Below are 13,372 nucleotides of genomic sequence, written 5' to 3'. Positions count from 1 at the left end.
AGGATCGAGTCGGACAGCTGGCCAACCCGGAAGCTGTCCGCAGCATTGACTCCTGGGAGTTCGATGGTGCGATCTGTCACGAAATCGAGGAGTGGGCGGTCAAGAGAGATCGCAAGTAGGCCGGTGGTGCTGCTGCGGCCTGAATGAGGAGTGAGCGCCTCGCGACACCTCGCCGAACCCACTCACTGCCTGGCTGCGTGCACGTCCTCCGCGTCCCCGCCGTGCGCGAGGCTCACACCGCCAAACCGGCGGCCGCAGCTGCTGCCTCATCTACCGGGCCGTTCGGGACCACGCCGGTGCTCCGTGTCGCGACTGCGCCATGGTCCATACGAGGTGAGCGCTCAAAGGCGCGCCATGATCTCGCCTATTGCGTCAGCCATGGCCTCGAAGCCTGAGCTCCGCTCGGCATGTTCGATCGCGGCCCATGCCGTCGGGATCTGCGAGAGCATGCAGAGCACGATCAGCCAGTACACGGAGTCAGCCATCTGCCGGTAGTGATCCACATTCGACGAGGGTCGCTGGCTGCGGTTGTGAGCATGCCCGTGCCGTTCCTCTTTCAGGAACTCGCTCCACTTGTCGACGTCGACCACTGCGGCCTCGAAACGGGGGCCGGCAAGCTGAGCGAGCTGAATGAGTCGAGCCTTCAGTACCTCGGCGCGGTTGCCGGTCAGGTCGCGGTGTAAGCCTTCGGCCGCTGCGACCGCATTGAGCAGCCGATCCTCGGAGTACATACCGGTCGGACGCCGGGCCGCCATGATTCTCGCCAACGTGCTCCTGTGATCGGCTGCCAGCGCCAGCCACGCACGCAGTCCCGGAGCATCGCCGATGTCGGCGTAGCTGAACGCGACATCTGCTGGGGGCCGGTCGTATGCACCTTCCTTCACGATCCAGCGGCCATAGTGCTCGATATCAACACGCTCCGCCTGCGGGTCGTCGGGGTCCTGAACTGCATCGGGGTGGCTGAACTGAACCTGGGTGTAGGCGCTCGGCCGATCGATGCCGATCGACACGATGTCCTGCAGATCGCTGGCGATGTCGAGAAGTTCAGACTTCGGCACCGTGCTGCTGAGCTTGATCCGCATGCCGAACGACTGCCACAGCGTCAGCTCGCGGGGAAGGTAGTTCCGCTGACCGAGGTTGTGTACGATCTCCAGCTCGCCGAAGTCCGTGGCCAGTGCGTCTCGACGGAGCCAGCGATGCTCGATCTGGGCGACGAGGGCCCCATCCACGGCCTCCATCCCATCGGTGGAGATCCCGCTTCTGCCAAGCCAGGAGGCGAGATCCTCCAGCTCGAACATCATCCGGTCGAAGACGAGATCCTCGTCCGCCGAGAAGTGCACGTTCGTAAAGACCTCGCCGACACTCCAGATCGACGTCCCGGGGCCGGCTGGTCCGAAGACTGAGCCCTTCCGGCTCTTCTCGAAGCATCGCTCAAGCGTATATGCCCGCTCCTGCGACTGGCCCAAGAGTCTGACGTATCCCGAGGGTCTGCGGGTAAGGCCGAGGACACCGTCCAGCCGCAGACGTCCGATCGTGGCCGAGTCGTAGGTGAGCGCACCGTGGACCTTTCTCTCAGGCTCGGTCGCGAGCCAGAAGGTACCAACATCGTCCAGCTTCTCCACCCGACCGATGTTAGGTAATTCGGCGACTGCGGACGAACACGCACCTTAACCACACGCCTCGAACTCGCCTCTGACGCAGCCGGCCGGATGCCAGATCGGTAATTTGTGTGGAGAGCCAGGTGGGCGATACCCGCGAAACGCAACCCAACTTTCCTGGCTCGGGCTCGCCTCTCTTCGCCGGACCTCTCCCGCGAGGGACCCATTGCTCACAATCTGCAACCACCATCTTGGCAACGGGTAGGAATTGCGGCATAGTCCTGGGCTGGGGGGATTCAAGATGCACCTGGGGGAGCACTGGCTTAGCTCGTTGGCCGTTGCACATGTGAGCAGCCCGCGTCGGCCGTTTCGGCAACGGAGGCTGTCTGCCTGTAGTGAGTTCGGGATCGCAACCGAACTGGACAGCGAGCGAACTGGCAACCTGCGGGCCCACACCGTGGTGCAGCTCGCTCTGCCCGTGCTTGCTGAAGGCATGAACAATCGCTTGACTTGCACGGTCTCGCGTTCCAACGCATTTGAGTCATCCCCCTCCAAGACACCGTCTCCAGGCCGGAGCAACACGCATGGCGTGCTTGCCGCGCCGCGAGGCCGCATCTGTTGCACCATTGCAGAGGACCCAATTGCCAATCGGCCGCAGTGGTGCCTGATGCGTAGGGGTGACCGGAGGTTCCATGAACGATGCGAAGCGTGGGGAGTGGGGAACGATGACAGCGTCAGCTCTTGAGATGCGACCGGCCGAGGGCGAGCGTGTGCTCGCGACTCTAGTCGAGCGGATCGTCCAGGTGATTGGACGGAACGAAAGCAGGGTCAAGCTGGATGAGTTGGTCGATGAACTCTCGCAGACGATGCACTGCACGCCGCAGGACGTGTACCTCGCATTGTCCAGGCTCGACGTTGAGGTGCGAGGCGACGACTCGCTACGCATCGTGCGGGACTGACGTTGCCTCCGAAGCCTCGCGCGGATGAGCGAGTCTATGGCGTCAACTCGACTGCTGCTGGGCGGATAACCCGTCCGAGTGGGCGATCGCGGAGGCCGGAGGAACCGGACGTCCGTTCGCAGGCGCAGCGTGATCGAGATCGGATTCTCTATTCAGCTGCATGGCGTCGCTTGACCGGCGTGACGCAGGTGATCACACCCTTTGACGATCTCCCACTGATGCACAATCGCTTGACGCACTCGGAGAAGGTCGCACAGGTTGCGCGGAGTATTGCGGAGCGACTTGTCCAGAATCGGGACAACTGGGCCGCGATGGAGAAGCTTGGCGGATTCGATGTTGAGGTTTGCGAGGCTGCAGCATTGGCGCACGATCTTGGACATCCTCCGTTCGGCCACATCGGCGAGCAGATACTCGACGAAGTCGCCCGAGAGATTCTCCGCCTCCCCGATGGTTTCGAGGGGAACGCCCAGACGTTCCGTCTGCTGACGATTGGCAAGGTTCGAAGCCTGAAGTACGAGGGGCTCGATCAGACGTACGCAACACTCGCAGCAACAGCAAAGTATCCTTGGATGCGTGTTTCCCGACGCTCTGGCGCCGATCACGAAGATGGCTTAAAGGCAGACTCCGACTACCGCAGGCACTGGAACAAGTTCAGCGCGTACGAGCCCCAAGGTGAGTTGCTCGCAACCTGTCGAGATTTCGCTGATGGTATCGGCGCGGAGATCCAGACATTGGAAGCGTCCGTCATGGACGTGGCGGACGACATTACATACGCGGTGCATGACCTTGAAGACTTCTACATCGCCGGCGTGTTGGACGTGTCGGCGATCCGAGAGGATCTCGATGAATTCGGCGATCGGGACGCCGCATCGACACCGTTTAAGAGTCTCGGTGATCGCCTGGCGATCGACTATCCGGGGTGGTTCTCTCGCGAGGCGCTGAAGGAAGCCGCCGGCAAAGTGGAGGGCTCGTTGAAGATCGGATTCGAGCGGCACCGCGCGGACCTGAGCGAAGTCGAAGCCCGCGCTCGAGGGAAGGGCTCGGATCTCATCGGGTCCTACATCGCGGCGGTCACTATGCAGGCCGCCGAGCCTCTTTGGCCAGGTGGGCCACACATCGGCCTCAAGCCAGCTGAGTGGCACGAGGTCCAGATCCTCAAGGAGATTACCCGCTCGTACGTAGTGCAGCGGCCAGACATCGCTCTACTCCAACGTGGGCAGCAGACCGTGATCGAGAACCTGGTGCAGATGCTGCACGACTGGGTCCGAAAAGACCGTGATCGTCTGCCGCCACGGCTCCGCCGTGAAGTCCAGATTGCCGAGGAGCTCGGCTCTCGCAAGCTCAGACTCGGATATGGAGGCGACTCATCAGGTCCACGTGGCGATGCGAACCGCGCCATCCTCGACTACATATGTGGGTTCACGGATCAGCATTGTCTCGCCCTGTATTACAAGCTTAGCGGCATCCAGGTCCATCGCATGAGCATGGCCTCCATGCTCTAGCCCTCGGCTGTGCGTCGGCCCCGAGATGAGCGTTTACCGCGGATGAACGCCGCTCGAGTCTCATCAGACCAGCGAGACGACGGGCGAAGCGAGTAACTCGAGGTGTGCGATGGGCGCTGAGCCAGCTCCCGATCGAGGTTCTACGCGCCGGCGAAACTCCACAGTTGTCGACGTTGCCGAACTCGGGCGACTTGCTGCTAGCGGGGATCCGGCGGGTGAGACGAGCTTCCAGATAACGTCGAAGGAGTGTGGCTGGAGGACTACGTTGCGGCCGGGGCGCTCGGCCCGGTCGGCGCTGAACGGGATGATCGGCCACGGGCCGTTCGCGCGGGCCTCGAGCCAAATGGCGGGTTCGGCGAAGGCCTCGTCATTGCGGTGGAAGACTGAGGTGACGATCGCGGACCCGGTGCTCGTGGGCGCCGCGCGGCCGCGCCATTCGGTGCCTGTGTGTCGTGCTGGTCGTTCGCGGACTCGGTGATGTTGCGTCTGCGGCGTGCGACGGCTGAGCTCGACGGAATGGATTCAGGATCCACGGTCGTTCTCGCCCCTCACCGCAGACGCTCTTCGGGGTCTCAGCACGACGCGCCCTCGAAGGAGCCGAACGAGGCGTCGATCGATGCGGTCGGCTCAGAAGCTGGTGTCCGTCTTCATCGCGAAGGATGCGAAGCGGTGCCCGTCAAGCGTCCGCGGTTGTCGCCGCGCAGATAGGGCTCGAAGGAAGCAGCTCTGCGATCGCGGATCCGGCGCAGCATCGTCACGGCACTACCGCTGCTCTTCGCACTCTGGACCAACGATTTGGTGCTTCCGACGACCGGCTCGATCAGACAGACGTGGTTCTCGGCATCCATCAGGTCAGCCTCCAGCAACGCTTCCCGCATCAGCGCCAGCTCGGGTTCGTCCTTCGCCAGCTCGCGGATGTCCTCCGGAAGTGCGGCCAGCAGCCTCGACACCTGCCTACGGTACGACTTGTACTCCAGATGCATCGCGCCACTGAGCGGGGCTGTGGACAACGGCGGAGCCATCGACGGACGAAGCACGTCGTTGTAGAACCACGCGGGGACGGCTAGAGCGTGAGCGCGGGCTGGTGTGAAGCCCTCCACGTAGACAACCGCGCGACGCAGATGCCCGACGGATGCCGCGCAGTCCCCTTCGTCGAGAGCATCCACAGCAGATTCGACCGCTCCGGCAGCCGACAAATTAAGCAGTGCATGCAACTGGTGAGCGATGATCCATCGGCCGTACCATCGGCGACGGTCCACATCGTTCGGCCGTTCCAGAAAGATGTCAGCGATGTCCGCCTCGGCAACCCCCACGGCAGGTTCGCCACCAAGGTCTGCAAGGACCTGTCGGATCGCTGCGGCTTCGCGCAGCAACATTGCTCCCGACACCGGCGCGTCACGCAGATCGCCTACCGATTGGGTCAGGACACCAATCATGTGCGCCGTGCCGACCTCCACGCTGACATCGGCTGTCCGGATCCTGAAATACTCCTGGACCGGCGATCGCGGTGCGGGCTCGTCGCCGGTGCGGCCGACGAATCCCAATGCGCTATCGATCGCATCGAGCAGCCGGAAGATCGCGGCGAGCTGCTGAGTACGGCGCCACGGTCCACTGAACGCTGCGAGCCGGTCCAGCTCCGTCATGGCGCAACCCGCGAGCCGGGCGTGGTCAGACTGCAACGCGGAGCCAACCCTCGGCGACTCCGGCAACACCACGACCGGCGGGACCCACCGTGCCGCGTCCTTGGTCGGCGGCCTGTCCTCGGCCTCGGAGGTCGGCTCATTCGTTGACGACATCAGGATCCTCCCCCAGACGACGGCCGGATTCGAAGGCTCCGAGGATCTTCAGATCGTTGTCGTCGAGTCGGAAGTCGAACACGTCTAGGTTCGATCTCATCCGCTCGGGGTGGACGGTCTTCGGAATCACCAGGTGCCCCAGTTGCAGATGCCATCGGAGTACGATCTGGGCCGGCGTGCGGGAATGTTTGCGGGCCAGCTCTTGCACCGCGGGAGTCTGGAAGAGCCTGTCCCGCTCGCCAAGCGGTCGCCAAGCCTCGACGACGATCCCTCGGGCGGCAGCGAACGACCGCATGCCGCCTTGCTGGAACCCGGGATGGAGTTCGACCTGGTTGATCGCCGGAACAATCTGTGCAGAGGTCAGCAGTCGGTCCAGCAGGTCAATCGTGAAGTTCGACACCCCGATTGCCCGAGCCCGTCCAGTCCCATGAATGTCCTCCAGCGCATGCCACGCTTCGGACGTGCGTCCCTGGGCCGGCAGCGGCCAGTGGATCAGGTAGAGATCCACGTAGTCCATCTGTAACCGTTGCAGGCTGGCGTCGAACGCGCGAAGAGCGTCGGCGAATCGGTGCTCCCCGTTGCCCAGTTTTGTCGTGACGAAGAGGTCCTCACGTGGCACGCCAGATCTGCGTGCGGCCCGTCCGACAGCCTCCTCGTTGCCGTACTGGGCTGCGGTGTCGATCGAGCGGTAGCCGATGTCGAGGGCCTGCTCGACCGCCTTCTCGCCGGCTCGGCCATCGAGCCGCCAGGTGCCCAGCCCGATCCGCGGCATTTGTGTGCCGTTGTTCAGCGGTACGCAGCTCGGTAGCGATGCGCCGGACGTCATCAGCGGATCCTCCGCTGCCGGGCTTCCCGCCGGGCCCGAGCTCACAGCGGTGTGATCCGGTCGAGGGGCAGCACATAGGCATTGGTGGTCGCATTCCCAGTCGTTGCCGAGATCAGATGGCCGGAGATGGCCTGGCCGTCAGTGGCACCGAGTACGACATGAAGATGAACGACACCATTCCTGATTTCACCGTTCCCGGACAGCTCAAGCGCTTGGGTATGGGTGGACGGAATGTCGTTGGTGGGGTCATCGGGTTCCATCGTCGAAATGGTGCAGTCGAGCACCATCCCGATCAGCGAGACCACAGCACCGTTTTCCACTCCAGCGGAATTCAGGGCGGCGCCGATCGTTTTCACCACCTCTTCACCGGGCGGTATCGGAATCATGAACATATGAACCCCCAGGTCGATCTGAACGAATACCTGCGCGGCGAGCAGGCCCCCGCACCATCTTCAGCGCAACGTGCCGAGTTGGCAAGAGTCCGGTATTGTTCCGAGATGGGAAAATTGCTGTCGCTCAACATCGCGGATCCAAGGTCTCCGAAACAAACGAATGCTCGGCGAACCGCGATCGGAAAACGCCCGGTAGCACACCGGTTGGCGGTTACGCCGCCTGCCCCCAGAGGAGCGCCCGGCAGTTCGGGGAGCGGACTTGCCGGCGACTGGACCGCCGACCTGCGAAATCACGGAGGCCCCGACCAAGCCATCTGCGCCTACGGCCGGGAGGATCTCGATCTCTGGCAGCGACAACTCGGCCGTACCCTTCCGAACGGGAGCTTCGGCGAGAACCTGACGATCGAAGGTCTCGCGGTGAGCGACGCTCTGATCGGCGAACGCTGGCGGATCGGCGATCTGCTGGTCCTGGAGATCAGTGCGACCCGCATGCCGTGCAGGGGCTTCGCCGAGTGGATCGGAGAGGCGGAGTGGGTCAAGCGGTTCACCCACCAGGGATTGCCCGGGGCCTACCTGCGGGTGATCACGCCTGGCGAAATCACGGCTGGGGACCGCATCGAGGTGATTCACCGGCCCACGCACGGCATAACGTCCGCAGTGGCGTTCCGCGCCTTGACCGGAGACCGTGACCTGCTTCCCCGACTGATCGATCTGCCCTCACTCAGCGAACGTCAGCGCCAGAAGGCCGAAAAACTCTCGAGTCCGTGTAGGTAGTGCTTGAGGACGTTCCAGGAGCGGCTCGCCTCAGCTGTCCTCGAGTGCGGCCGGCGAAGCGCCGTCAGACTGACGGAGATGTTCTTCAAACTCCAGGACAACCGGTAGAACTTCAACGCAGGTTGGCTGATCCGGTACCCGCCGGCGGCTTCGTAGCGACGGTAGGCCTCGAACCCGCCATCACCTACCATCCAAAGGTCTCGCTCGAGCGGCGCCAGCAGACAGGTGTCCCAGTCGAGCAGCCACAAACGCTCTAGGCCCTGCAGAACGTTGCCGGGGTGAGGCTCGCCATGAGTGACGACGAACGGCAGGTCGCCGACCTGCTCCACCAATTGCGCCCTGCTAATCAGGAGACGATCCACCTGCTCGGCGCAGCTTGTCAGCATCGCTCGTGCGGGGTCTGACAGTGGGCCGTCGCGCCATCGTTCGCCACTCTCGGCGAGATGACAGCGCAGCCGGTCCTCACCAGGCAGGGCGAGGTCGTCTGCATCGGCCACAGTCGCCACTGTCGAGGTGGCCCGGTGCAGTCGCCGCAGCATGTCGATCACCGGTGCCGCTTCTGCAGCTCGATACGGACCGAAGGCTCCCGCTCTGCCCTCGAGCATGAGCCGCACCGATATGGCGAACCTGTCGCCAAGACGGTGCACGATTTGTCCGGTGCAGTCCGGCGCAGGGCAGAGCACGAACCCGAGATCGGCTTCGCGGCGTAGCAGCACTGCCGCCTCGAAGGCTCGCCTCAGACGCGAGTAGCGAGCGTCGCGCTCCGTTGGATCCGCACCGAGGTCATCGACCGTCACGAACCACTTCTGCCCGCTGTCCGCACTAAGGCTCCAGTGATGGCTGCCGGCGCCGAGCGGCACATAGTTCAGGTCTTGTCCAGCGATGCCCCAGCGCTCGCGCAGCATCGCTTGAAGGTTGCGTTCGTCGAGTTCCGCCGGTTTGTTCAGCACGACATGTCCAGACACTTGACGACCGATAAACTGGAATGTCCCAGATCGTCCGCGCGCCGGCAACCCCACCGAGGGCTTGTTCCCAGTTCATCCCATCGAACCTCTGTCGAAAGCGCCAGTCGGCCGCTAGTCTGTTCTGGCTCGCCCGCAGTCCCAGCGAATCAAACAATCGATCACGAAGCCCGGGGGTGCAGCTTGCCCGTTGTCGATGGTCTGGAAATTTCGACGGTACTGAAATTGATCGGCAGCCACGAAGCCAAGGCCCACGCCTCGATCAATTTCACGCCCAGCGAAAATGTCCTCTCACCGCTTGCTCGGGTGCCCTTCACGTCGGACCTTCATGCCCGCTATTTCTTCGACTGGTTCCGACAATCCTTCGCCAGTGCCCTGGACGCCGGGCGGATTCAGTTGGAGGTCTTGGAACCGATACTGCGGCAGATGGCTCGTGCGGAGTACGTCGACGTGCGGCCGCTGTCCGGGATGCATTGTGCCGCCATCGTGATGGCGGCACTGTGCCCGGCCGGCGGTACGGCGATGACCATCCCCGTCGACGGCGGCGGCCACACTAGTACCGATGCCATCGCCGCCCGCTTGGGGTTGCGGCTGACCCCCGTCCCCATGCGTGACACACATTTCGTCGATCTGGACCAGCTCGACGAGATCGTCGCAGCACAGATGCCGGATCTGATCTACCTCGATCAGTCGAGTCTGCTCTTTCCGATCGACCCGCTGCCGATTCGCCGGATCATCGACGCTCGATCACCCAAAACCGTTCTCCACCTCGATGCCAGCCACACGAACGGACTCATCCTGGGCGGTGCGCTGCCCAACCCGCTGGATCGCGGCGCGCACATCTTCGGCGGATCAACCCACAAGACGCTGCCCGGGCCACACAAGGGATTCGTGGCAACGAATAGTTCGGACCTTCGGGACCGCGTCGATGCGGTCGCGTATCACTTCGTCAGCCAGAGCCAGTTGGCGTCGGTGATCTCTCTGGCCATCACATTGCTGGAGATGCGGGACTGCGGCGGTGAGCGCTACGCGAAGCTGGTCCTGACCAACACCGCCCGGTTCGCGGCCGGACTGTTCGACCGAGGTATCCCGGTCATCCGAACCGCTGAAGGGTTCACCGGGTGTCATCAGACCTGGGTACAGCCGGTCCCCGGCGTCGACGCCATAACCGTCAACCGTCGGTTGTACGACCTCGGAATCATGGCGAACCTGTTCAACGAGCTCCCCGGGGTCACCGGACCGGCCTTCAGGATCTCCCTGGCGGAGACGACTCGCAGGGGCGGCACCGCCCGAGAGATCGATGACCTGATCGACATCTTCGCCGTCGCCCTCTCAGACGGCAGCTCGGATCTCCGCACCGAGCTCGCCGCGGTTCGTTCAAGGATCGACAGGCCGCGCTACTGCTACAGCCACGAGCAACTGTCGGCGATGGGAACCGACCGGGACCTGCTCGATCTCGTCTGGCAGATTGAGAACCAGTTCGGGCGGCCGGTGTGCGACCGGCCGTGATCGTTGTCGTCGGCGCCGGCCCTCGAGGCGCCGGGATCGTGGAGCGACTGATCGCGAACGTGGCCGAGCTGCTGGGTGGACGAACTCTGGAGATTCATGTTGTTGACCCGTACTCCCCGGGATCCGGGCGGATCTGGCGGCAGAACCAATCGGCGCTGATGTGGCTCAACGTCCCTCTCCAGAGCGTCACCATGTTCACCGACTCCAGCGTGGACTGCGACGGCGCGATCCGTCCCGGCCTGTCCTTGCACAGCTGGACGGCACGCCACGGGGGAGATGTACACAGCCATGACGGATTCGTCAGTCGCTTGACCCAGGGGCGCTATCTGGAGTGGTTTTTCGAGAGTGTCGTGGCGCAACGGCCCACCACCGTGACCGTTGTTGTGCACACCACGCGGGCGGTGGAGCTCCTGGACCACCACGGCGGCCGACAGCAGGTCCGCCTCGCGAACGGCGAGCCGGACGTGACAGCCGACGCGGTGATCCTTGCTATGGGCCACCTGGACGTGTTGCCCGACCACCAGGCGTTCGGCTTCGCCGAGTTCGCGAGCCGTCATCGACTGAGCTACATCCCGAGTGGATACTCCGCAGACCTGGACCTGGGAATGGTTCGGCCCGCGGAAGACGTCCTGATCCGTGGGATGGGTCTTGCCTTCGTCGACCTGACCGTTCTGCTCACCGAGGGCCGCGGTGGCCGTTACCAGACGACCGCGGGCGGCCTTCGCTATGTCCGAAGTGGCGCCGAGCCAACCATTTACGCCACCTCGAGACGCGGCGTACCGCACCGGACCAAGTTCACCTATGTGCTGGACGACCCTGCGGCACTGCCACGGTTCCTGGACGCCGAGAACTACACCGGCTCGACTTCATGGGCCGTGGACTTCGTCCACGACGTATGGCCTGCGGTGGCGAAGGAGATTGGCTGGTCCTACTACCACGAGTTCTTCCGTGCACACCCCAAACGGGTCCGGACAGGTTGGAACGATTTCGCCCGCCTCTACAGTGCTGATCCGTGGGGATCCGAGACTCTGTCCCGACACATCGCTGCCGCCGTACCGAACCCTGCGGACCGGTGGGACCTCGACTCCGTGCGTGATCCGCTCGCACGCGCCGGACGAGCGTCCCTAGAAAGGTTGCAGCCGTATGTCCGATCGCTGCTGCGAGCCGATCTGACCCGCCGTACCAGCTCTGGGCAGAGTGCGGAGTTGGGCGCCTTCCTGGGTTTTCGCTCAGCCGCCCATCAGATTTCGGAGCTTCTCGGCAATGATCGACTGACTGCTCGGTCGGAAGCAGCAATCGGTGCCCGGTGGCGTCGGCTGTACGAGCATTTCTGCAGCGGGCCTCCGCCGTTGCGGACCCGCCAGCTTCTTGCACTGTCCGAAGCTGGAGTGTTGAAGTTCCTGGGCTCGAAGGTGTCGGTCGTCGCCGACGAAACCGAGCGCGTCTTTAGCGCCACGTCGGCCACGATGCCGTCAGCGTTGCGCTTCACGGCCTTAGTCGACGGCTGGATCCCGCGTTTCGATCTCCGCCTCACGACCGACAAGCTCCTGACTAGGCTAATCGCGGCCGGCGAGGCGACCGAATTCGTCAGGTCCGACGCCGATGGATTTGCCTACCGGACCGGCTTGATCCAGGTTTCGGGGGAGACATTCGAGATGATCGACCGGCGAGGGGCCGCCCACCGCCACCGTTATGCGATCGGTCCGTTCACCAGCACCCGCCAGTTCTCGACGTTCACGAGCCCGGGAACGAACGGCCGATCATTCCGCCAGAACGACCGGCTCGCTCGCGGTGTCCTGCGCACCCTGGAAGCCGGCTAGCTGCCGTCCACTCCAGCCTGACATTCACGTCCCGGATGTTGATGACGTTTCGGGGCGACGCCGCATTCCTCGGCGTGTTCGCAGCCGAAGGTTGCCAGTCGAGTTGGCCCGGGGCATCGGCGTTGATAGCGACCTGGCAGTCGGTCTCGACGACCAGCGCGAGCTTCATCCCGATGTTCATCGCCGGCATGCGCGAGGTCCAGCTCGTGGGCGCCTGCGAGAAGCTGGAGGATCCTGACGCGCCGGCGTGGGGCGCCGTACGTCTCGAGAACCTCGGAGCAATCGGGTCCACCGGCGCTCGACCGGTTGCTGGCCCGGTTTGATGTTGCTGATGGTTCTCGAACGGCTCACGGGGCAGCCGGAGTTCCTCGACGCGAGCGCTTTACACGCGGCACAACCCGTACAAGAGCCTGCGTGCGCGCCGCCGTGACTTGGAGCGGTCGACTGCGACGGAGCGTGAGCGTACCTATGCGATGACCGTCATCGTGGTCGTCGGGGCGAGTGTGCTGACAAGGTTTGTCCTCCTCGATGGCCCTGCACTCCGCGCCCGTTCCGCCCTCCATCAGAGCCTGACCGCCGGATCTTCCTCACGGATCGCGGTCGAGGGTCTGAGCCCGGTTCGGTTGGTGCTGACATCTGTCAGCGCCGACCGAACCGGTGCATCTCTCGCGGACCAATCCAGCAAAAGCGGTCACCTGAGCTCCGCCTACGCCGGACCTCGAACACAGAATGCGCGCTGTGTGTCTACATCTGATCCCAACGGCGGCACGGGTTTCGAGCTGCTATCAGGCGCGCTTGCGCGCGGCTTAGGGCGTCGCGGAGGGCCGCATTGGCACGCTGAAGTTCGGTGACCTGGTGCTGCAGTCGGTCGACTTCCGCGAGTACCACGGTGACGTGTTCGGTCTCGATTGCCTCTGCTGAACGCACGCGTTTTCGGCTGCGCCAGTTGCGAAGACGGCAGTGATCCGAGCAGAAGCGCTGGTCGGATCTGGACGCCGTGTAGGTGTCGGCACAGTACTCGCAGACGTGTTGGCGCGCACTCAGATCCCGCCCGAACGGAGGTGGGAGATCGTTCATATAGGCTCAACGTGCGTGCCCCGACAGAGCCGAGTACCCGTTGCAAATGGCGACAGAAGACCGGTAGCCAGTCCTATTCGACTGTCGCCAATCATCGGTGCTCGACGTTTGGCGTTGCTGCTGGGTTGTTGTCAGGTCCGGTCGGGCGGTGTGGATC

12 protein-coding genes are annotated in these 13,372 nt (G+C 63.7%); 7 read left to right on the top strand and 5 right to left on the bottom strand.

The genetic code is table 11. The features are described 5' to 3' along the window. Positions 1-341: 341 nt before the first annotated feature. Positions 342-1,622, bottom strand: a complete 1,281-nt coding sequence (locus E0H92_RS36795; protein ID WP_131499497.1) for an ApeA N-terminal domain 1-containing protein — start codon at positions 1,620-1,622, stop codon at positions 342-344. A 668-nt stretch (positions 1,623-2,290) separates the two neighbouring features. Between E0H92_RS36795 and E0H92_RS36790 the strand changes: the two genes are divergently transcribed. The 3 genes from E0H92_RS36790 (at position 2,291) to E0H92_RS44460 (ending at position 4,446) form a co-directional block, all read left to right on the top strand. Continuing rightward, positions 2,291-2,557, top strand: coding sequence for a hypothetical protein (locus E0H92_RS36790; RefSeq protein ID WP_131499496.1), 267 nt, complete (start codon positions 2,291-2,293; stop codon positions 2,555-2,557). A gap of 2 nt (positions 2,558-2,559) precedes the next feature. Then, positions 2,560-4,059 (top strand): deoxyguanosinetriphosphate triphosphohydrolase family protein, encoded by a 1,500-nt coding sequence (locus E0H92_RS36785; protein ID WP_165550203.1) that lies wholly within the window; start codon positions 2,560-2,562, stop codon positions 4,057-4,059. 246 nt (positions 4,060-4,305) lie between these two features. Further along, the gene (locus E0H92_RS44460) at positions 4,306-4,446 is read left to right on the top strand and encodes a hypothetical protein (protein WP_165550202.1); all 141 of its coding nucleotides are present in this window, start codon (positions 4,306-4,308) and stop codon (positions 4,444-4,446) included. Between the two features lie 260 nt (positions 4,447-4,706). On the opposite strand, the gene E0H92_RS36780 is transcribed toward E0H92_RS44460, so the two are convergent. The 3 genes from E0H92_RS36780 to E0H92_RS36770 form a co-directional block, all read right to left on the bottom strand. Beyond that, a complete protein-coding gene (locus E0H92_RS36780) occupies positions 4,707-5,702 on the bottom strand; it encodes a hypothetical protein (protein WP_131499494.1) in 996 nt (331 codons plus the stop codon). Between the two features lie 136 nt (positions 5,703-5,838). Continuing rightward, positions 5,839-6,681 carry an aldo/keto reductase gene (locus E0H92_RS36775; RefSeq protein WP_131499493.1) on the bottom strand — a complete coding sequence of 281 codons (843 nt, stop codon included), beginning with the start codon at positions 6,679-6,681 and terminating at the stop codon, positions 5,839-5,841. A gap of 41 nt (positions 6,682-6,722) precedes the next feature. Further along, the gene (locus tag E0H92_RS36770; RefSeq protein ID WP_202874006.1) at positions 6,723-7,067 is read right to left on the bottom strand and encodes a PCC domain-containing protein; all 345 of its coding nucleotides are present in this window, start codon (positions 7,065-7,067) and stop codon (positions 6,723-6,725) included. 6 nt (positions 7,068-7,073) lie between these two features. Between E0H92_RS36770 and E0H92_RS36765 the strand changes: the two genes are divergently transcribed. Beyond that, positions 7,074-7,847 (top strand): MOSC domain-containing protein, encoded by a 774-nt coding sequence (locus tag E0H92_RS36765; protein WP_202874005.1) that lies wholly within the window; start codon positions 7,074-7,076, stop codon positions 7,845-7,847. On the opposite strand, the gene E0H92_RS36760 is transcribed toward E0H92_RS36765, so the two are convergent. Further along, positions 7,805-8,797 (bottom strand): phosphotransferase, encoded by a 993-nt coding sequence (locus E0H92_RS36760; RefSeq protein WP_165550201.1) that lies wholly within the window; start codon positions 8,795-8,797, stop codon positions 7,805-7,807. The two genes, E0H92_RS36765 and E0H92_RS36760, sit on opposite strands and share 43 nt — an antisense overlap. A gap of 195 nt (positions 8,798-8,992) precedes the next feature. Between E0H92_RS36760 and E0H92_RS36755 the strand changes: the two genes are divergently transcribed. From E0H92_RS36755 to E0H92_RS44820, 3 genes are read left to right on the top strand one after another with little or no spacing between them, the layout of a single operon-like run. Continuing rightward, on the top strand, positions 8,993-10,318 hold the full coding sequence (locus E0H92_RS36755; protein WP_165550200.1) for a PLP-dependent aminotransferase family protein: 1,326 nt from the start codon (positions 8,993-8,995) through the stop codon (positions 10,316-10,318). After that, positions 10,303-12,138 carry an FAD/NAD(P)-binding protein gene (locus E0H92_RS36750; protein WP_131499489.1) on the top strand — a complete coding sequence of 612 codons (1,836 nt, stop codon included), beginning with the start codon at positions 10,303-10,305 and terminating at the stop codon, positions 12,136-12,138. Before E0H92_RS36755 ends, E0H92_RS36750 begins: the two co-directional genes overlap by 16 nt. A 41-nt stretch (positions 12,139-12,179) precedes the next feature. Next, a complete protein-coding gene (locus E0H92_RS44820) occupies positions 12,180-12,461 on the top strand; it encodes a hypothetical protein (RefSeq protein WP_202874004.1) in 282 nt (93 codons plus the stop codon). Positions 12,462-13,372 lie beyond the last annotated feature (911 nt).

Origin of the sequence: Kribbella speibonae (genome assembly GCF_004331375.1) — a bacterium.
Lineage (GTDB): Bacteria > Actinomycetota > Actinomycetes > Propionibacteriales > Kribbellaceae > Kribbella > Kribbella sindirgiensis.
This window is presented reverse-complemented; position numbering and strand designations above follow the sequence as displayed.